22 protein-coding genes are annotated in these 19,558 nt (G+C 55.4%); 15 read left to right on the top strand and 7 right to left on the bottom strand.

Features of this window, described 5'->3' with window-relative positions; all coding sequences use genetic code 11:
* Window positions 1-40 precede the first annotated feature (40 nt).
* Entirely contained in the window at window positions 41-1,327 is a 1,287-nt protein-coding gene (locus ACP4QI_RS08495) for a YeaH/YhbH family protein (RefSeq protein ID WP_142489131.1), read from the top strand.
* 144 nt (window positions 1,328-1,471) lie between these two features.
* Here the strand turns inward: ACP4QI_RS08495 and ACP4QI_RS08490 are convergent, their stop codons facing one another.
* Entirely contained in the window at window positions 1,472-2,401 is a 930-nt protein-coding gene (locus ACP4QI_RS08490; RefSeq protein ID WP_426494866.1) for a diguanylate cyclase, read from the bottom strand.
* A 277-nt stretch (window positions 2,402-2,678) separates the two neighbouring features.
* Between ACP4QI_RS08490 and ACP4QI_RS08485 the strand changes: the two genes are divergently transcribed.
* On the top strand, window positions 2,679-3,125 hold the full coding sequence (locus ACP4QI_RS08485; protein ID WP_142489129.1) for a DUF441 domain-containing protein: 447 nt from the start codon (window positions 2,679-2,681) through the stop codon (window positions 3,123-3,125).
* Here ACP4QI_RS08485 and ACP4QI_RS08480 read toward each other — a convergent pair.
* Window positions 3,109-3,897: an AraC family transcriptional regulator gene (locus ACP4QI_RS08480; RefSeq protein WP_285127903.1), complete on the bottom strand. Its 789-nt coding sequence runs from the start codon at window positions 3,895-3,897 to the stop codon at window positions 3,109-3,111. The two genes, ACP4QI_RS08485 and ACP4QI_RS08480, sit on opposite strands and share 17 nt — an antisense overlap.
* A gap of 99 nt (window positions 3,898-3,996) precedes the next feature.
* Here ACP4QI_RS08480 and ACP4QI_RS08475 point away from each other — a divergent pair, with 99 nt between their 5' ends.
* Window positions 3,997-5,184, top strand: coding sequence for a CynX/NimT family MFS transporter (locus ACP4QI_RS08475; protein WP_426494867.1), 1,188 nt, complete (start codon window positions 3,997-3,999; stop codon window positions 5,182-5,184).
* A gap of 8 nt (window positions 5,185-5,192) precedes the next feature.
* Here the strand turns inward: ACP4QI_RS08475 and ACP4QI_RS08470 are convergent, their stop codons facing one another.
* Window positions 5,193-5,903 (bottom strand): CTP synthase C-terminal region-related (seleno)protein, encoded by a 711-nt coding sequence (locus ACP4QI_RS08470; RefSeq protein ID WP_426494868.1) that lies wholly within the window; start codon window positions 5,901-5,903, stop codon window positions 5,193-5,195.
* Window positions 5,904-6,050: 147 nt separating this feature from the next.
* On the opposite strand from ACP4QI_RS08470, the gene ACP4QI_RS08465 reads away from it, so the two are divergent.
* Entirely contained in the window at window positions 6,051-6,395 is a 345-nt protein-coding gene (locus ACP4QI_RS08465; protein ID WP_142489125.1) for a DUF488 domain-containing protein, read from the top strand.
* Between the two features lies 1 nt (window position 6,396).
* Here ACP4QI_RS08465 and ACP4QI_RS08460 read toward each other — a convergent pair whose 3' ends face one another.
* On the bottom strand, window positions 6,397-6,702 hold the full coding sequence (locus tag ACP4QI_RS08460) for a hypothetical protein (RefSeq protein WP_142489124.1): 306 nt from the start codon (window positions 6,700-6,702) through the stop codon (window positions 6,397-6,399).
* Window positions 6,703-7,055: 353 nt separating this feature from the next.
* Between ACP4QI_RS08460 and ACP4QI_RS08455 the strand changes: the two genes are divergently transcribed.
* Together ACP4QI_RS08455 and ACP4QI_RS08450 are read left to right on the top strand one after the other, a co-directional pair.
* On the top strand, window positions 7,056-8,084 hold the full coding sequence (locus ACP4QI_RS08455) for a sensor domain-containing diguanylate cyclase (protein ID WP_156263519.1): 1,029 nt from the start codon (window positions 7,056-7,058) through the stop codon (window positions 8,082-8,084).
* Window positions 8,085-8,128: 44 nt separating this feature from the next.
* Window positions 8,129-8,227: a YoaK family small membrane protein gene (locus tag ACP4QI_RS08450; RefSeq protein ID WP_032617670.1), complete on the top strand. Its 99-nt coding sequence runs from the start codon at window positions 8,129-8,131 to the stop codon at window positions 8,225-8,227.
* A gap of 127 nt (window positions 8,228-8,354) precedes the next feature.
* On the opposite strand, the gene ACP4QI_RS08445 is transcribed toward ACP4QI_RS08450, so the two are convergent.
* Entirely contained in the window at window positions 8,355-8,603 is a 249-nt protein-coding gene (locus tag ACP4QI_RS08445; protein WP_106993575.1) for a GlsB/YeaQ/YmgE family stress response membrane protein, read from the bottom strand.
* 364 nt (window positions 8,604-8,967) lie between these two features.
* Here ACP4QI_RS08445 and yncL point away from each other — a divergent pair, with 364 nt between their 5' ends.
* Entirely contained in the window at window positions 8,968-9,060 is a 93-nt protein-coding gene (yncL, locus tag ACP4QI_RS08440; protein ID WP_142489122.1) for a stress response membrane protein YncL, read from the top strand.
* Between the two features lie 35 nt (window positions 9,061-9,095).
* Here the strand turns inward: yncL and ACP4QI_RS08435 are convergent, their stop codons facing one another.
* Entirely contained in the window at window positions 9,096-9,359 is a 264-nt protein-coding gene (locus ACP4QI_RS08435; RefSeq protein WP_426494869.1) for a hypothetical protein, read from the bottom strand.
* A gap of 247 nt (window positions 9,360-9,606) precedes the next feature.
* Between ACP4QI_RS08435 and ACP4QI_RS08430 the strand changes: the two genes are divergently transcribed.
* The gene (locus ACP4QI_RS08430) at window positions 9,607-11,490 is read left to right on the top strand and encodes an acyltransferase family protein (protein WP_445730309.1); all 1,884 of its coding nucleotides are present in this window, start codon (window positions 9,607-9,609) and stop codon (window positions 11,488-11,490) included.
* A 46-nt stretch (window positions 11,491-11,536) separates the two neighbouring features.
* Here ACP4QI_RS08430 and icd read toward each other — a convergent pair whose 3' ends face one another.
* The gene (icd, locus tag ACP4QI_RS08425) at window positions 11,537-12,787 is read right to left on the bottom strand and encodes an NADP-dependent isocitrate dehydrogenase (RefSeq protein ID WP_142489119.1); all 1,251 of its coding nucleotides are present in this window, start codon (window positions 12,785-12,787) and stop codon (window positions 11,537-11,539) included.
* A 117-nt stretch (window positions 12,788-12,904) separates the two neighbouring features.
* Between icd and rluE the strand changes: the two genes are divergently transcribed.
* The 7 genes from rluE to phoQ all read left to right on the top strand — a co-directional run bounded on the left by rluE (window position 12,905) and on the right by phoQ (window position 19,499).
* The gene (gene rluE, locus ACP4QI_RS08420) at window positions 12,905-13,576 is read left to right on the top strand and encodes a 23S rRNA pseudouridine(2457) synthase RluE (RefSeq protein ID WP_426494871.1); all 672 of its coding nucleotides are present in this window, start codon (window positions 12,905-12,907) and stop codon (window positions 13,574-13,576) included.
* Window positions 13,569-14,042, top strand: a complete 474-nt coding sequence (locus tag ACP4QI_RS08415) for an NUDIX hydrolase (RefSeq protein WP_156263484.1) — start codon at window positions 13,569-13,571, stop codon at window positions 14,040-14,042. Before rluE ends, ACP4QI_RS08415 begins: the two co-directional genes overlap by 8 nt.
* A gap of 41 nt (window positions 14,043-14,083) precedes the next feature.
* Entirely contained in the window at window positions 14,084-15,193 is a 1,110-nt protein-coding gene (mnmA, locus tag ACP4QI_RS08410; RefSeq protein WP_142489116.1) for a tRNA 2-thiouridine(34) synthase MnmA, read from the top strand.
* Between the two features lie 27 nt (window positions 15,194-15,220).
* Entirely contained in the window at window positions 15,221-15,850 is a 630-nt protein-coding gene (gene hflD / locus ACP4QI_RS08405; protein ID WP_142489115.1) for a high frequency lysogenization protein HflD, read from the top strand.
* Between the two features lie 19 nt (window positions 15,851-15,869).
* Window positions 15,870-17,240: an adenylosuccinate lyase gene (gene purB / locus ACP4QI_RS08400; RefSeq protein WP_426494872.1), complete on the top strand. Its 1,371-nt coding sequence runs from the start codon at window positions 15,870-15,872 to the stop codon at window positions 17,238-17,240.
* Between the two features lie 123 nt (window positions 17,241-17,363).
* Window positions 17,364-18,035, top strand: a complete 672-nt coding sequence (gene phoP, locus ACP4QI_RS08395; protein WP_032617646.1) for a two-component system response regulator PhoP — start codon at window positions 17,364-17,366, stop codon at window positions 18,033-18,035.
* On the top strand, window positions 18,036-19,499 hold the full coding sequence (phoQ, locus tag ACP4QI_RS08390) for a two-component system sensor histidine kinase PhoQ (protein WP_142489113.1): 1,464 nt from the start codon (window positions 18,036-18,038) through the stop codon (window positions 19,497-19,499). It abuts the gene before it with no gap.
* Window positions 19,500-19,558: the final 59 nt, after the last annotated feature.

Genomic DNA, 19,558 nt, shown 5'->3' with positions numbered 1-19,558 from the left:
TACGGGCACTGAAAGTTGGCAAATGCAGTACGGGGGGCATATGACCTGGTTTATTGACCGGCGTCTTAACGGTAAAAACAAGAGCACGGTGAATCGCCAGCGCTTCTTGCGCCGTTATAAAGCGCAAATCAAACAGTCGATCTCCGAGGCCATTAATAAGCGTTCGGTGACCGACGTAGACAGTGGGGAGTCCGTTTCTATTCCGACGGACGACATTAGCGAACCGATGTTCCATCAGGGACGCGGCGGTTTGCGCCATCGCGTTCATCCCGGTAACGACCATTTCATCCAGAACGACCGCATCGAACGCCCGCAAGGCGGGGGTGGCGGCGGAGGCGGCAGTGGTCAGGGCCAGGCCAGCCCGGACGGGGAAGGTCAGGACGAATTTGTCTTCCAGATCTCCAAGGATGAGTATCTGGATCTGCTGTTTGAGGATTTGGCCCTGCCGAATCTGAAGAAAAATCAGCACCGTCAGTTGAATGAGTATAAAACGCACCGGGCCGGTTTTACCGCCAACGGCGTGCCGGCCAACATTAGCGTGGTGCGTTCGTTACAGAACTCGCTGGCGCGCCGCACCGCCATGACGGCGGGAAAAAAACGTGAGCTTCGCGAGCTTGAAGCCAGCCTGGATAGCGTTACCAACAGCGAGCCCGCGCAGCTGCTGGAAGAGGAGCGTTTGCGCAAAGAGATTGCCGAACTGCGCGCCAAAATTGAGCGCGTGCCCTTTATCGACACCTTTGACCTGCGTTACAAGAATTACGAGAAACGTGCGGAACCCTCCAGCCAGGCGGTGATGTTCTGCCTGATGGACGTCTCCGGTTCGATGGATCAGGCCACCAAAGATATGGCCAAGCGCTTTTATATTCTGCTCTATCTGTTCCTGAGCCGAACCTATAAGAACGTGGAAGTGGTCTATATCCGCCACCACACCCAGGCGAAAGAGGTGGATGAACATGAGTTCTTCTACTCGCAGGAGACGGGCGGCACCATTGTTTCCAGCGCCCTGAAGCTGATGGATGAGGTGGTGAAGGAGCGCTACGACCCGGCGCAGTGGAACATCTATGCGGCGCAGGCGTCGGATGGCGATAACTGGGCGGATGATTCGCCGCTATGCCATGAAATTCTGGCGAAAAAACTGCTTCCGGTAGTGCGTTACTACAGCTATATCGAGATCACCCGCCGCGCCCACCAGACGCTGTGGCGTGAGTATGAACATCTGCAATCCATGTTTGATAACTTCGCGATGCAGCACATTCGCGACCAGGACGATATCTATCCGGTATTCAGAGAGCTGTTCCACAAGCAATCTGCCACCAGCAACAGCTAACCCCACCGCCGGTCACTGACCGGCGGTCAAAGAGAATGAGAGGAGCAGAAATGGGTGGGAAATTGTTATAATGCGAAATGGATGTGGATGAATGCCTGGCCCCAGAAATAAATACACCAGTTGAAAATAACTGGTGTATTTTAGTTAATCACAAAACTTCTGCGTTTCGAGATCCCGGTTAATCAGCTGGGTACAATTACGGCCGCTTTTTTTGCCGGTATATAACGCGATATCCGCCCGCTCCAGTACTTCCCGAAGCACCTCCCCTTGATGAATACGCGTTAATCCACCGGTAAAAGTAATACGAATAATGTGCTCACCGGCAATAGTTTCAAGCCGGGCAATGTCGCGGCGCAGGCGCTCGGCAATGATGACCGCTTCATCGTCGTGGGTGGCATGGAGTAAAACAATAAACTCTTCTCCTCCATAACGATACATCGACTCAGAGCGCCGGATATTATTACTGATATTCAGGGCCAGTGAACGCAGAACAATATCCCCGTTCAGATGACCGTAATTATCATTCACTTTTTTAAAGTGATCGATATCCAGCAATAATAAATAGAGGCCACTGGCGCCCAGCTCTTTATTCATGCTGCCGAACGACTCATCGAGGATGCGGCGCAGCGGCAGGCCTGTCAGGGCGTCATAGCTGGTACGCAGCTGCAGCAGGTGTACTTTATAGATGGTCAGGACATCGGTGAACGCCAGCAACGATTGTTCGAAGAGATCAAAATCCTCATTACGCTGACGCTGCTGTTCAATGGCAGAAATTAAACGCCGGCAAGCCTGATGAACATGAATATGTTTTTTGTTAATATCCAGTAAAAAGTTTGTGTCTTCTCGCTCTTCCAGTAACCGGGTATTAAGCCATTGACCAAACTCGCAATGCAGATGAGCTTCCTCACTGGAAACTTCCGGTAAATCTACATTACGACTGTCGATAAAACGCAATAGTTTTACTAACCATTTGAAATGTGCATCCGTTGACTGGTTCAGACCGCGTACGGTTTCGTCAATCTCTTTAAACTTTCTGTTCACAGGAACTCCAGAGTAACAGATTAATAACAACAAAAATCATAATTGATTAAATCTCAAAAAATGTCAGCGAATTAAAATATTATATAGACGCCTACTAATAAATCTACGGAATGATTGTTTCCAATTATCTTTAAAAAATGTCGGCGAAATAAAACCTGTTTATCGTGGAAAAAGCGGGGCCGCAGCGTCCCGTCATCCCCTGTCAGGCAATAGCCCAAATCAGAATATTTTTTGTTAAAAACGCTTTTTACCTACCTGCGAGCGGGTAAAGTAAGCAGGCTTACTTTTTTATTTTGGCAAGGAATACAACATGTTCGACCCTACTCTGCTCATTCTTCTGGGCCTGGCGGCGCTGGGCTTTGTCAGCCACAACACCACGGTAGCAATTTCAATTCTGGTGCTGATCATCGTCCGGGTGACGCCATTGAGCGGTTTTTTCCCGTGGATTGAAAAGCAAGGTCTGACCGTCGGGATTATTATCCTCACCATCGGCGTGATGGCGCCGATTGCCAGCGGCACTCTGCCAGCCTCAACGCTGATCCACGCCTTCATGAACTGGAAATCCTTGATTGCCATCGCCGTGGGCGTGTTTGTGTCGTGGCTGGGCGGGCGCGGCGTCACGCTGATGAGCTCCCAGCCCACGCTGGTGGCCGGACTGCTGGTGGGCACGGTGCTGGGGGTGGCGCTGTTCCGCGGCGTGCCGGTCGGCCCGCTGATTGCCGCCGGGCTGGTATCGCTGTTTATCGGTAAGTCGTAGCCAGGCTGGCGATATACCGCGCCGGAGTCTGCCCCAGCCCCTTTTTGAACATGGTGATAAATGCCGTGGTGGAGTCATAACCCAGAGCATGGGCCACCTGCTGCACCGACTGGCCGCGGATCAATCCCTGCAGGGCCACGATCAGCTGAAGCTGATGCCGCCAGCGGCGAAAGTTGAGCCCGGTTTCACTGACCACCAGCCGGGCAAGGTTGCGCTCGCTCATTGCAAAATGGTGCGCCCACTGGTGTAGCGTCTGCCATTCCGCCGGGGAGGCGGCCATGGTGTCACTCATCAGACGAATTTTAGGATGCGAGGAGACCGGGAGCTGCAGCTGCTCCTCGGGCTGGCGGGGCAGTTCATCAAACAGCACCTCAACCAGCCGTCGGGTAGCAGGATCCTGTTGCCCTGGGCTGCGCGCTGCCAGGGCCAGGATCAACTCCCGTACCAGCGGTGAAATTTTTAGCGTGCAGCAACGATCCGGCAGCGATACAGCCCCGGGCTCGATAAACAAAAAACAGAGCCGGGCGCTGGGTGTGGCCTTATTGCTGTGCGGCAGCTGTCCGGGGACCCAGACCGCATACTGAGGGGGCACCATCCACATGGCATTCTCCACTTCGCAGGTGATCGCGCCGTGCAGGGCCAGGATCAACTGCCCCTTGCGGTGTTGATGTTCCGCGATACGCTGCTCATCTGCCACCACCCGCACGTGGAATGCCACCGCAGGGTCATGCTGACTGTCGGGATCGTAACCTTCAAGACCGAGTCCAGGCATTATGTTGTCCGATTTTAGCGATAATCTGTCATTTTAGCTTGATTTCAACCTTCCTGAAAATGCGTATCCTTTAGCCTCAATTCGAGGTAAGAGATAACAATGACCATAGCCCTTTCGACTACCGGCAAACAGCGGGCGCTGCTGATCGCCGGGATCCTGATGATCGCCACCTCGCTGCGGGTGACCTTTACCGGCGCCGCGCCGCTGCTGGACGCCATCCGCACGGATTATGCCCTGACCACCGCCCAGACCGGTTTGCTCACGACCCTCCCGCTGCTGGCCTTTGCGCTCATCTCGCCCCTGGCGGCCGGTCTTGCCCGCCGCATTGGCATGGAGCGCAGCCTTTTTATCGCCCTGTTATTAATTATCGCCGGAATTGCCCTGCGCTCCCTGCCCTCCGCCATGCTGCTGTTTGGCGGCACGGCGGTGATTGGCTGCGGTATTGCGCTGGGTAACGTGCTGCTGCCGGGGCTGATCAAACGCGATTTCCCCGGCCAGGTGGCGAAACTGACCGGAGCGTACTCCCTGACGATGGGGGCGGCGGCGGCGCTGGGTTCTGCACTGGTGGTGCCCGTCGCCCTGAGCGGCGCAGGCTGGCACGGTGCGCTGTTGATGCTGATGATATTCCCTCTGCTGGCGTTGCTTCTGTGGTTACCGCAGTGGCGCCAGCGCCCTGCAGGCCTCCTGAGCGGCGCGCGGGCGCTACATAGCCGGGGTATCTGGCGCTCGGCGTTGGCCTGGCAGGTGACGCTGTTTCTGGGGATTAACTCGCTTATCTACTATGTGATTATTGGCTGGCTGCCGGCGATCCTGCAGAGCCACGGTTATAGCGAAACCGAAGCCGGATCCCTGCACGGGCTGTTACAGCTGGCAACCGCCGCGCCGGGCATTGCAGTGCCGCTGATCCTGCTGCGGCTGAGAGATCAGCGTGGGGTGGCCGGGCTGGCGGCAATGATGTGTGCGGTAAGCAGCGCAGGGCTATGGTTTATGCCCGATCTGGCTGTGATGTGGACGCTGATTTTTGGCTTTGGATCCGGGGCCACGATGATCCTCGGCCTGACGTTTATTGGCCTGCGCGCCAGCTCGGCACATCAGGCCGCGGCCCTTTCCGGGATGGCGCAGTCGGTGGGCTATCTTCTGGCCGCCTGTGGACCGCCGCTGATGGGCAAAATCCACGACGCCAACGGCGACTGGCGGATCCCGCTGTTGGCCTGCGCGCTGGTATCGGTAGTGATGGCCGTCTGTGGGATGCTGGCCGGGCGTGACCGGGAGATCACGCCCGGCTAAGCCGGCACTCAGTAATTCAGTGCTGCGCGAAGCAGAGCCTGCACCAGCGGGGCCGGTCGGCCTGCCAGCGCGGCGCGCTCATGCTGGAACAGCGTGGCGATAAAGAACGGGTGCGTCACCAGCTCTACGGCACGGATCTCACCCTGCGCGTCCCAGCCGGTGACGCGCATATCGCCCTTCTCCAGCTCCTGCGCAAACTCAGGCGAAACGCCGTAATTGCAGTGATAGCCCTCTTCAATCTCTTCCTGGCCATAGGCTCTGGCAATAAGGGTATTGGCGCGCAGTTCAATGGCGTCGCTTTGCTCGATCAGCGAGCAGGTCAGCGGGGCAATCACCATCCGGCCTTCGGTATCCGTCTCGGCGTGTGCCGCATCCTGCCAGCCCAGGACGTTACGGGCATATTCAATCAATGCATGCTGGAAGCCGCCGCAGGTGCCAAGAAACGGGACGCTGTTTTCGCGGGCGTAGCGTGCGGCAATAAACGCGGCGTCGGCATTTTTGTACGGGCTTGCAGGCACCAGCCAGATAGCGTCGTAGCCGACCAGATCTTCCGGGCTGGTTAATTCAGTCGTCGCCAGCCAGTCGTAGTCGGCCGTAACCTCCAGCACCGCTGCGGCATCATCAATGGCCAGAGGGATCGCCTGGTGAGCCAGAACGTCAGGATTGTAGTCGCCGACCAGCGCAATTCGGAGGGTATTTTTTACCGCAGAGAGTTCCATAGAGTGATCCTTATGCCAGACAAATATCAGATAACATAAGGCGCCTCAGACTACCGATCTTTCGTTGATATCACAACACCTTAAAATACGTGGGCAGAATGTGGTAGCGTTGAAGCTACAGGGCGTGGCAGAGAAAAGGAGCAAAACATGATTCAGTGCAAACGACTGTATGACGAGGCCAGTAAAGAGGATGGCTACCGGATCCTGGTGGACCGACTCTGGCCGCGGGGGATGAAAAAGGAGGCGTTAGCCTGCGATGAGTGGTGTAAGACCCTGGCCCCATCCAGCGACTTGCGCAAGGCATTCCACAGCGAGACGATCGATTTCGCCAGCTTCAGCGAGGCCTATCGTCAGGAGCTGGCTCTGCATCAGGATGAGGGACTGCGGATTGCCCGCCTGGCAGACAAGCAGACCGTGACCCTGCTGTATGGCGCGAAAGACCGGCAGCAGAATCACGCTCGGGTGTTAGCCGACTGGCTGCGTCAGCTCTAAATCAATCCAGCATCAGGGCGTCGAGGGTTTCCGGCGACGCTTCAGGCGTGAGCGGCATCAGGTGTTCCGGGCGTACAAACGCAAAGCCGCTCTGGTTATCAAACGAAAACACATCGCCGGTCACCAGCCACAGGGCGCGCTCTGCGCCTGGCGGCAGTTCTGTCATCACCCCGTTAACCGGGTTCAGGAAACGCTGGCCCGGCTGACAGAGGCTGAATAACTCAACGGATTTGCCGATATTGCGACGCCCTGCTGGCGTACGGGCGCCGATGATCATCGCCAGGCTGCCCGGATTTAACTGAAACATACTTCCTCGTAATTGGCTGTGGAATACATAAGAATATTCTTAGTGCAAAGTGTATCTCAGCCATCAGAGCCTGTCACCAGGGGGAAGGGGTGATCCTTTCTCCATGATTTCTTCATTATGCCGACATGTTTCGTTGCTAGAGTGGCTCTGTTCTCACATTGACCAGAGAACATCATTCCGTAATCAAGATGTATTTTTCCCCGGCCCGCGCCGGGGATTTTTTTACCCGCCACATTTGCTGTTCCAAGCCAGAATATATGAAATGTCGCCAATTCATGTTCTACTACCCGTAGTCGAATCTTTCAGCAAAACAGACAGGTACAGAGGTCTTCTGTAGGGAGTTGAGCAGCGCCATGTCGGATATTATTCTTGCCCGTGTTTCAGAAACGCTCAGCACTGAGCAATCGCTTGAGAGCCTGGTGCGTCAGCTGCTCGAAATGCTTGAAGTGGTCACCGACATGGAGTCGACCTACCTTACCAAAGTCGATATTAATGCCCGCCTGCAGCATATTCTGTATGCCCGAAACAGCAAACAGATGCAGATCCCGGAAGGGCTGAGCGTTCCCTGGGGCGAGACCCTGTGTAAGCGGGCGATCGATTCCGACTGCTTCTTCAGCAACAACGTGGCCGAGCACTGGGGTGACTGTGATGCGGCTAAAGCGCTGGGTATTACCACCTACATGAGCATACCGATTCATCTTGCAGATGGTTCCCTGTACGGCACCCTGTGCGCCGCCAGCTCCAGCAAGCACCAGCTAAGCGAGCGCGGCGAGCACGTCTTAAAGCTTTTCGCCGGGCTTATCGCCCAGAACATCGAGAAGGAGTCGCTGGTCAGACAGCTGCGCGAAGCCAACGCCGCGCTGATTGCTTACTCTTATACCGATGCCCTGACCGGCCTGCCGAACCGCCGCGCCATCTTTGAGAATCTCACCACCCTCTTCTCTCTGGCGCGCCATTTGAACCGCAACGCCATTATCGCCTATATCGATCTGGATGATTTCAAGCTAATCAACGATCGCTTTGGTCATGAGGCGGGCGACCAGTTTCTGATTGAGGTGGGCAAGCGCCTGAACGACGGACGGGACGATGATGATATCGTGGGCAGGCTTGGCGGGGATGAATTTCTGGTTGCCTGTCTTTGCCAGGATCGGGAGAGCGGCGAGCAGACCTCATTAAACGTGGTGAAAACGCAGCTGAGCGCACAGATTGCCGGGGAATACTGGCTGGGAGATGTGCATCTCGTCTATCCAGGTGCCAGTCTCGGCGTGATTGAGGTGGATCCTGCCGAACTCGATGCTGACGGCGCGCTGCGGGCAGCCGATGCCGCCATGTACAACGATAAGAAAGGCAAACTCAAAACGCCCTTTCTCAATATTGATTAACCCCGTACACTCGACGGGTTTTGCATTTCAGGACAGGTGGTAACATGCGGCTTGGTATTCTGTTCCCGATCGTGATTTTCATCACGGCGGTCATCTTTTTAACGTGGTTTTTTGTCGGCGGTTACGCTGCGCCCGGGGGATAAGTGAGAAAAACGACCATTATTATGCTGATTGTCGCCATCGCGGCCGTTGCGGGTAGCCAGCTGGGCTGGTGGTGACCGATGCAAAAAGACCGCCACTGTCGGCGGTCTTTTTGTCTGAAGCGTCGGTTTAGCTTCTTACTTTACGGTAGATAAACAGCACAACCAGTGCGCCAACCACCGCGACCATAAAGCTGCCGAAGTTGAAGCCATCAACTCTGCCGAAACCGAAGAGGGTACTGATCCAGCCGCCGACCACGGCGCCGATGATACCCAGTATGACCGTAACGATGAATCCACCGCCATCTTTGCCCGGCATGATCCACTTAGCCAGAATACCCGCGATAAGCCCAAAGATAATCCAGGATATGATTCCCATAGCTGCTTTCCTCTCTGTATGGTTTTTGTCGTCAAATCAAATACACACAAAGCTTAGCACAGGATTCAGAATTGCAAGTTTGTGATAGCCATCACGAGAGAAATTTAAGAAAAAAGCGATTAACCGACGTTCCGCACAAAAATTGGGGTTGTAATCGTTAATGAGAAATATTATCTTTCTCAACACTGAATAGTTGAGCAAATCACTCAGGTATTCAGTACGACATTGCTCACATTGCTTCCAGTATTACTTGCCCACGTTACGTGGGCTTTTTTTTTGCCCTGCCCGTCTGATTTGATCGTTCCGCTATTTGCTATTACGCTTATTAGCACAATTCATTCATAAGCAGAATGGTGTTGATAACATGAACGTTTCCAGTCGATTCGTGGTCTGTATTAACCTTGTTTGTGCCAGTTCCTTGTTACTGATCCTTTCTGACAAATTTAACTGGTTTTAATGTGAGCAGGCCCGGCACCCGCCGGGTTCTTCGCTTTAATCATCCCCTTCGATCAAAAACCCTGCGCGGCGTATCGCCTCTTTGCTGTCGGTAACCCCTGCGGCGTATCCGGCTTCGATATCGCACACTGGACTGGCGCTGGTCCAGGGGAGCTTCACTTCCCGGGCGAGAAGCTGTTTCAGCCGGGCGTTCTCCTGACGGAGGGAGAGCAGTTCGGTGGCAAGCTCTGCAAGGATTGTGGGCGTTACTCCGGAAATCTCACCTGCTACAACGCGACGAATAGCAGTCTCATCGATCATGGTTTTTCCTCCTCTGAAGTAATTGAAATCTAGCATATTATCAGTATTAATGGGCTGCACGCATTGGTTGAGAAGTGAACGGTTGTAACCCCAAGAGGTTGATACGTATACTTCTTCACCTTTCCGCTTCGTTTGTTGGAACTGACGAGTTATGCCTACCAGTTATCATTCAGGGAAGGTCGCCTCTCCTTCTAAACATTATCGCCATGACATTAACGGGCTCCGGGCATGGGCTGTGCTGGCCGTTATGTTTTATCATTTTGACGTTCCTGGTTTTGCGGGTGGCTTTGTCGGCGTCGACATGTTTTTTGTCATCTCCGGTTTTTTAATGACCGCCATCATTATCAACGGGCTTGAGCAAAACAGGTTCTCATTGTGGGAATTTTATCTCGCCCGGGCACGACGCATTCTTCCTGCGCTGATGATGTTGTTAGCCTGCCTGGTCATCCCCGGCTGGTTCTGGCTACCCACCGCCGATTATCATACGCTCGCCGCCCACGCCGCCGCTGCCCTGCTGTTTATCTCGAACCTCATCTTCTGGCGCCAAACCAGCTATTTTGAGGCTGACGCTCATGAGACCTGGCTGCTGCACACCTGGTCGCTGTCGGTGGAGTGGCAATTCTACATTTTGCTGCCGATTGGATGCATCGTACTGTGGCGCTGGTGGGGATATCGTGGGGCGCAGGTCTGCCTGCTGGCAATAGGTCTGGCATCATTACTGGTCTCGATATATGCCAGCAGCCGCTGGCCTGGAGCAGCGTTTTATCTGCTGCCCGCCCGTATCTGGGAAATGCTGGCGGGTGGAATGATCTGGTGGATAACCCGCAAGCGCCCGATGATCCGTCCCTGGGCCAGGCTGGCGGAAGGGCTCGGTTTTATCCTGATTATCCTGGCAATTGTGATGTTTGACGCCACTCTTCGCTGGCCGGGTTACCTGGCGCTGGTACCCGTCGCGGGCACAATGCTGGTACTGGCCGCGCACCGTTCACATTCGTGGCTCACCGCTAATCCATTGACGCGCCATCTGGGCGCCAGCTCTTATTCCGTTTATCTCTGGCACTGGCCGCTGGTTGTCCTGCTGACTTACTCCGGCCAGCAGGATAATCCGCTGTGGATTGCCGCCGGGATAGTATTCAGCCTGCTATTGGGCGAGCTCTCCTTACGCTGGATCGAAATCCCGACCCGCAGAGAGCTGGGTAAGCTTACGTTCAACCGGCAGCAGTGCGTGCTTGGCTCAGCGCTGCTTCTTACCGGGTTGATGGCGGTCGGCGCCAGATTTCTGCACGTGGACGAGCGCATTGATCCCGCCATTGAAAGGATTGCCCGAGAGTCTGAGAATGTGAACCCCAGACAGGACGCCTGTTTTACCCTGTCCGGCATCGCCTCGACATCCTGCGTTTTCGGCGGCGAAACGATCAAAGCTATCGTCATTGGGGACAGCCATGCCGACGCGATGATCACCTCGGTACAACAAGCGCTGAAGCACCCCAATGAGGGCGTTCTGGACTGGAGCTACGTCAGCTGTCCGACCATTGACGATCTCCACCGAAACCCGGACAACAAAGATGCAGACTGCTATGGTTTTAACAAATGGGCTGCGCAGGAGATTGCTAAGTACGACAGGCACATTCCGCTCATCATCATTAACCGCACCTCAGCCTATGCATTCGGTGAGCACAATATAAAAGATAAAATGCATATCCCGCTGGCCTACTTCGATCAACCGCAACGGACAATCACCCCGGACTTTATCAAACACTACAGTGCACAGCTGGTCAAAACCGCCTGCACTTATGCTCAGGCGAGAACGGTGTATATTACCCGGCCTGTGCCAGAAATGATGTACAACGTGCCGAAAACCCTGTCACGCGCCATGATGTTTGGGCAACCGGTGCCACAAATATTCATCTCCCTGGAGGCGTATCATCAGCGTAATGCCGCAGTATGGGCGGCACAGGATCAGGCCGCTCGTCAGTGTGGGGTAAAAATCCTCGACCCGTTGCCCTATCTCTGCCATAACGGCCGCTGTTCGGGCAGCAAAGCGGGCCTACCGATTTACCGCGATGACGATCATCTGAGCGAATATGGCAATAAGTTACTGGTGCCGATGTTCCGCACGGTATTTCAATAAAAAAAGGGAGCCGTGAGGCTCCCTTTTCTCTAATCCGGAATCCGGATTACATGTTTTCGATGATCGCGTCACCAAACTCTGAACATTTCAGCAGCTTAGCGCCTTCCATCAGACGTTCGAAATCGTAAGTTACGGTTTTGGCGTTAATCGCGCCTTCCATACCTTTAACGATCAGGTCTGCGGCTTCGAACCATTCCATGTGGCGCAACATCATCTCTGCGGACAGGATGATAGAGCCTGGGTTCACTTTGTCCTGGCCTGCATACTTCGGTGCTGTACCGTGAGTCGCTTCGAACAGCGCGCACTCGTCACCGATGTTCGCGCCTGGTGCGATACCGATACCGCCAACCTGCGCCGCCAGGGCGTCGGAGATGTAGTCACCGTTCAGGTTCATACAGGCGATCACGTCGTATTCAGCCGGACGCAGCAGGATCTGCTGCAGGAACGCATCGGCGATCACATCTTTAATGATGATCTCTTTGCCGGTGTTCGGGTTCTTGATTTTCTGCCATGGGCCGCCATCGATCAGCTCACCACCAAACTCTTCCGTCGCCAACTGGTAGCCCCAGTCTTTGAAAGAACCTTCGGTGAACTTCATGATGTTGCCTTTGTGAACGATGGTCACAGAGTCACGATCGTTGGTGATCGCGTACTCAATCGCTGCACGGACCAGGCGCTTGGTGCCTTCTTCGGAGCACGGCTTGATACCGATACCGCAATGTTCCGGGAAGCGAATTTTCTTCACGCCCATCTCTTCGCGCAGGAACTTGATTACTTTCTGTGCGTCAGCAGAGTCGGCTTTCCACTCAATACCCGCGTAGATATCTTCGGAGTTCTCACGGAAGATAACCATGTCGGTCAGTTCAGGGTGTTTCACCGGGCTTGGGGTGCCCTGGTAGTAACGTACCGGGCGCAGGCAGACGTAGAGGTCAAGTTCCTGACGCAGAGCAACGTTCAGGGAGCGAATACCGCCACCGACTGGGGTGGTCAGCGGGCCTTTGATGGCAACGCGGTAGTCACGGATCAGATCCAGCGTCTCCGCTGGCAGCCAGACGTCCTGGCCATAAACGTGGGTAGATTTTTCACCGGTGTAAATTTCCATCCAGGAAATTTTACGCTCGCCTTTATAGGCTTTCTCAACAGCGGCATCCACCACTTTCAGCATCGCTGGGGTTACGTCAACACCGATACCGTCACCTTCGATAAACGGGATAATCGGATTGTGTGGGACGTTCAGCTTACCGTCTTGCAGGGTGATCTTTTTACCTTCCGCCGGAACAACTACTTTGCTTTCCATTAACCTCTCCTTCGAGCGCTTCTGGTTGTTACTGATCTTATGTTAATAATTTGTAATGAGCCCATCGATAGTACCTGAATGTCTGGCGCCATGAAAGGCATTCGTTATTAGGCTATAATGCGGCAATTGATAACGTCTGAAAATACCATGCAGAAAACTTCTTTTAGAAATCACCGGGTTGAACGATTCAGCACACGACAAGCGGCCAGGCCGCGCAAGCAACGTGCGCCAACATGCGTCATTTTGTTCAATAAACCTTACGATGTCCTGCCGCAGTTCACCGACGAAGCCGGGCGCAGCACGTTGAAAGATTACGTCCCCGTTCAGGGGGTCTATGCTGCTGGACGGCTCGATCGCGACAGCGAAGGGCTGATGGTGCTCACCAACGACGGCGAGTTGCAGGCAAAACTCACGCAGCCGGGAAAACGCACCGGTAAAATCTACTACGTGCAGGTTGAGGGCGTCCCGAACGACGAGGCGCTGGCGGCCTTGCGTCACGGCATCACGCTGAACGACGGCCCTACCCTGCCCGCGGGCATTGAGCTGGTCAGCGAGCCTGAGTGGCTCTGGCCGCGCAATCCGCCGATCCGCGAGCGAAAGTCGATTCCCGTGTCGTGGATCAAAGTTACCCTTTATGAAGGCCGCAACCGCCAGGTGCGTCGCATGACGGCGCATGTCGGGCATCCGACATTACGTCTGATTCGCTACGCGATGGGCAGTTACACGCTGGATTCTCTCGCCAACGGTGAGTGGCGGGACGTTACCGACCAAGGAGAACCTCATGTTTAAGCCGCACGTTACGGTCGCCACCATTGTCCACGCCCAGGGCAAATTTTTAGTGGTGGAAGAGACCATCAACGGCAAAGCGTTATGGAACCAGCCGGCTGGCCATCTCGAAGCCGACGAGACGCTGGTTCAGGCCGCAAAGCGCGAGCTGTGGGAAGAGACCGGCATCCATGCCGAGCCGCAGCACTTCATCCGTTTACATCAGTGGATAGCCCCGGACAAAACGCCGTTTTTGCGTTTCCTGTTTGCCATTGAGCTTAGCGAAACGTGCGCCACTGAGCCGCACGACAGCGATATCGATCGCTGTCTGTGGGTGGATGCCGACACCATTCTGACCGCCACCAATCTGCGCTCGCCGCTGGTTGCGGAGAGCATTCGCAGCTACCTGACCGGCAATCGTCTGCCGCTGGAGACGATCGGCGAATTTAACTGGCCGTTTACAGAGGGTGTCAATGCCGGGGGCGCGTGATAGAATACGCCGCCTTGAAGTTCAATGTCGTGAGTATTCCAATGTCTGAAAGCCAAAAAAAAGTGATCGTCGGCATGTCCGGCGGCGTCGATTCTTCCGTCTCTGCCTGGCTGTTGCTGCAACAGGGCTATAAGGTTGAAGGCCTGTTCATGAAGAACTGGGAAGAGGACGATGGCGAGGAATACTGTACCGCTGCTGCGGATCTGGCTGATGCGCAGGCGGTTTGCGACAAGCTCGGCATTGAACTGCATACCGTCAACTTTGCCGCAGAGTACTGGGATAACGTGTTCGAGCATTTCCTGGAAGAATACAAAGCCGGCCGCACGCCGAACCCGGATATTCTGTGCAACAAAGAGATCAAATTTAAAGCCTTCCTCGAATTCGCCGCTGAAGATCTGGGTGCTGACTATATCGCGACCGGTCACTACGTGCGCCGCGCCGACGTTGACGGCAAAAGCCAGCTGCTGCGCGGTCTCGACGGCAACAAAGATCAAAGCTACTTCCTTTATACCCTCGGCCACGAACAGATTGCCCAGAGTCTGTTCCCGGTGGGCGAGCTGGAAAAACCGGAAGTACGTAAAATCGCTGAAGAGCTGGATCTGATCACCGCGAAGAAAAAAGACTCTACCGGCATCTGCTTTATCGGTGAGCGCAAATTCCGTGAATTCCTTGGTCGCTATCTGCCTGCCCAGCCGGGCAAAATCGTCACCGTTGACGGCGACGTGATTGGCGAGCACCAGGGGCTGATGTACCACACCTTAGGCCAGCGTAAAGGGCTGGGGATCGGCGGTACCAAAGAGGGTAGCGAAGATCCGTGGTATGTCGTCGATAAAGACGTTGAAAACAATATCCTGATTGTGGCCCAGGGCCATGACCATCCGCGTCTGATGTCCGTCGGCCTGATTGCCCAGCAGCTGCACTGGGTCGCCCGCGAGCCGCTGAAAGGCACGCTGCGCTGCACGGTGAAAACCCGTTATCGTCAGACCGATATCCCCTGCACCATTACCGCGCTGGACGACGAACGCATCGAAGTGCGTTTTGACGAGCCGGTCTCCGCCGTGACCCCGGGCCAGTCCGCTGTTTTTTACAGCGGTGAGATCTGCCTCGGCGGCGGTATTATCGAACAACGTCTGCCGCTGACTGCGGTTTAATGCGATTACACACAGAAAGGAGCCAGTGTGGCGAAGAACTTTTATGACATCACCCTGGCGCTGGCGGGAATTTGCCAGTCTGCCCGTCTGGTGCAACAGCTGGCACATCAGGGTCATTGTGACGCTGACGCGCTGCACGTTTCGCTCAACAGCGTCGTGGATCTGAACCCCAGTTCAACGCTCGGCGTCTTCGGTGGTAGCGAAGCGAATCTTCGCCTCGGTCTTGAAACCCTACTCGGTGTGTTAAATGCCAGCAGCCGTCAGGGGCTGAATGCGGAACTGACGCGCTATACCCTCAGCATGATGGTGCTGGAGCGCAAGCTGAACGCAGCCAAAGGAGCCATGGGTACCCTGGGCGATCGCATTTCGGGCCTGCAGCGTCAGCTTGATCATTTCGATTTACAGTCAGAGACCTTACTCAGCGCCATGGCCGGCATTTATGTGGATGTCATCAGTCCGCTGGGGCCGCGGATCCAGGTCACCGGCTCCCCTGCCGTCCTGCAAAGCCCGCAGGTACAGGCCAAAGTGCGCGCCTCGCTGCTGGCCGGTATTCGTGCCGCGGTGCTGTGGCATCAGGTCGGCGGTGGCCGCCTGCAGTTAATGTTTTATCGTAATCGCCTGACCACTCAGGCAAAACAAATTCTTGCTCATTGTTAACCTCCCGGAGTTGCGAATTATGGAATTATCCTCACTGACCGCCGTTTCCCCTGTCGATGGACGCTACGGCGATAAAGTCAGCGCGCTGCGCGGGATCTTCAGCGAATATGGTCTGCTGAAATTCCGTGTCCAGGTTGAAGTACGCTGGCTGCAAAAGCTGGCCGCACAGGCAGCGATCGCGGAAGTTCCTGCTTTTGACAGCCAGGCAAACGATTACCTTGATGCAATCGTCGCGCAGTTCAACGAAGAAGACGCCGCGCGCATTAAAACTATCGAGCGCACCACCAACCACGACGTGAAAGCGGTTGAGTATTTCCTGAAAGAGAAAGTGGCAAGCGTTCCTGCGCTGCACGCGGTATCTGAATTCATTCACTTCGCCTGCACGTCAGAAGATATTAACAACCTCTCCCACGCTCTGATGCTCTCTACCGCGCGTGAGGAAGTGGTGCTGCCGTACTGGCGCAAAATCATCGACGCGGTGAAAGCCCTGGCGGTAGAGTATCGCGATATCCCGCTGCTCTCCCGTACCCACGGTCAGCCAGCGACCCCGTCCACCATCGGTAAAGAGATGGCTAACGTCGCCTACCGTATGGAGCGTCAGTACCGTCAGCTGGAGCAGGTGGAGATCCTCGGCAAAATCAACGGTGCCGTCGGTAACTACAACGCCCATATCGCCGCTTACCCTGAAGTGGACTGGCACCAGTTCAGCGAAGAGTTTGTTACCTCGCTGGGCATCCAGTGGAACCCGTATACCACCCAGATCGAACCGCACGATTATATCGCCGAGCTGTTTGACTGCATCGCGCGCTTCAACACCATCCTGATCGACTTCGACCGTGATGTGTGGGGCTACATCGCCCTGAACCACTTCAAGCAGAAGACCATCGCCGGTGAAATCGGCTCGTCCACCATGCCGCACAAGGTGAACCCGATCGACTTCGAAAACTCCGAAGGCAACCTGGGTCTGGCGAACGCCATGCTGCAGCATATGGCCAGCAAACTGCCGGTATCCCGCTGGCAGCGCGACCTGACCGACTCCACCGTGCTGCGTAACCTCGGCGTAGGCATTGGCTACGCGCTGATTGCGTATCAGTCCACCCTGAAGGGCGTGAGCAAACTGGAAGTGAACCGCGAGCGTCTGCTTGACGAGCTGGAACACAACTGGGAAGTGCTGGCGGAGCCGATCCAGACCGTGATGCGCCGCTACGGCATCGAAAAACCGTACGAAAAACTGAAAGAGCTGACCCGCGGCAAGCGCGTGGACGCCGAAGGCATGAAGCAGTTTATCGACGGTCTGGAACTGCCAGAAGACGAGAAAACCCGCCTGAAAGCGATGACCCCGGCCAACTACATCGGCCGCGCCATTGCGATGGTTGATGAGCTGAAATAACGCTTTAAGCCCTCTTTCCGCCCGGAAAGAGGGTTCCTTCCCTCCGGTTTACGAAATGTTTATCCCTGGCGCAACATAATCAGCTTAAACTATTCAGACCATTCATATTAGGGAGAAGCGATGATGCGCGTACTGGTTGTTGAGGATAATGCGTTGCTACGTCATCACCTGAAGGTCCAGCTTCAGGAAATGGGGCATCAGGTGGACGATGCCGAAGATGCAAAAGAAGCTGACTACTATCTCAATGAACACCTGCCCGATATCGCCATCGTTGACCTGGGGCTGCCTGATGAAGATGGCCTGTCGCTGATCCGTCGCTGGCGCAGCCACGATGTCTCCTTGCCGGTACTGGTCTTAACCGCCCGCGAAGGCTGGCAGGATAAGGTTGAAGTGCTGAGCGCCGGGGCGGATGACTACGTCACCAAACCCTTCCATATCGAAGAAGTTGCCGCCCGCATGCAGGCGTTGATGCGCCGCAACAGCGGCCTGGCCTCGCAGGTGATCTCCATTCCGCCGTTTCAGGTCGATCTCTCCCGCCGCGAACTCGCTATTCATGACGAGGTGATCAAGCTCACCGCCTTTGAATACACCATCATGGAGACGCTGATCCGCAACAGCGGCAAAGTGGTGAGCAAAGATTCCCTGATGCTCCAGCTCTATCCCGACGCGGAGCTGCGCGAAAGCCACACTATCGATGTCCTTATGGGGCGCCTGCGCAAGAAAATTCAGGCGCAGTACCCGGAGGATGTTATTACCACCGTGCGCGGTCAGGGCTATCTTTTCGAATTACGCTAAATGAAAAAACTCTTTCGCCACTTTCTGCCTCTGTCGCTGCGGTTTCGTTTTCTGCTGGCCACGGCGGTGGTGGTGCTGGTCCTGTCGCTGGCCTACGGGATGGTGGCGCTGGTGGGCTACAGCGTCAGCTTCGACAAGACCACCTTCCGTCTGCTGCGCGGGGAGAGCAACCTGTTCTATACCCTTGCGAACTGGCAAGACAATAAAATTACCATCGATATGCCGGAGCATCTGGATCGCCAGAGCCCGACCATGTCGCTGATTTATGATGAAAAAGGCAAGCTGCTGTGGGCCCAGCGTGATGTGCCCTGGCTGATTAAAAGCATCCGTCCTGAGTGGTTAAAATCCAACGGCTTTCACGAGCTGGAAGCGGACGTGGATGCCACCAGCGTGCTGGTGGGTAACGACCACAACATGCAGAAAGAGCTGGCCGAGATCCGCGAAGACGACGACGACAGCGAGCTGACCCACTCGGTGGCGGTCAATATCTACCCCGCCACCATGCAAATGCCGCAACTGACGATTGTGGTCATCGACACCATTCCGGTAGAGCTGAAACGCTCTTATACGGTGTGGAACTGGTTCGTGTACGTACTGGCCGCCAACCTGCTGCTGGTGATCCCCCTCCTGTGGCTGGCCGCCTGGTGGAGCCTGCGGCCCATTCAGTCGCTGGCGAAGGAGGTGCGCGAGCTGGAAGAGCATCACCGGGAAAAGCTCAATCCTAACACCACGCGCGAACTTACCAGCCTGGTGCGGAACCTGAACCGGTTGCTGAAAAGCGAGCGTGAACGTTACGACAAATACCGCACCACCCTGACGGATCTGACCCACAGTCTGAAAACCCCGCTGGCGGTGATGCAAAGCACGATGCGCTCCTTACGCAGCGCAAAGCTGAGCGCCGATGAGGCGGAACCGGTGATGCTGGAGCAGATCAGCCGTATTTCCCAGCAGATCGGTTACTACCTGCACCGCGCCAGCATGCGAACCGGCAGCACCCTGCTGAGCCGGGAGCTGCACCCCGTTGCCCCGCTGTTGGACAGCCTGACTTCGGCCCTGAATAAGGTTTATCAGCGTAAAGGGGTGAACATCACCCTCGATATCTCGCCTGAAATCAGCTTCGTGGGTGAAAAGAACGACTTTATGGAAGTGATGGGCAACCTGCTCGATAACGCCTGTAAATACTGCCTGGAGTTCGTCGAAGTGTCGGCCCGCCAGGGTGAAAATGAGCTGCACATTATCGTCGAGGACGACGGCCCGGGGATCCCGCAGGGCAAACGCGATCGGGTCTTCGATCGCGGGCAGCGCGCCGACACCTTACGCCCCGGTCAGGGAGTGGGCCTCTCCGTTGCGCGCGACATTGTTGAGCAGTACGACGGCCGGATCGACACCGGCGATAGTCTGCTCGGTGGCGCGCGCATGGAGGCGATTTTTGCCCGTCAGCACCTTACAAGCGACGAGAGTTAAGCTTCCGGGTGAAAAAAGCGTGATTCTCGCACGCAGGCCGCTGAGCTTCCGTTATAATC

The organism is Leclercia sp. TB492 (assembly GCF_049974505.2).
GTDB classification, from domain to species: Bacteria; Pseudomonadota; Gammaproteobacteria; order Enterobacterales; family Enterobacteriaceae; genus Enterobacter; species Enterobacter adecarboxylatus_C.
This window is presented reverse-complemented; position numbering and strand designations above follow the sequence as displayed.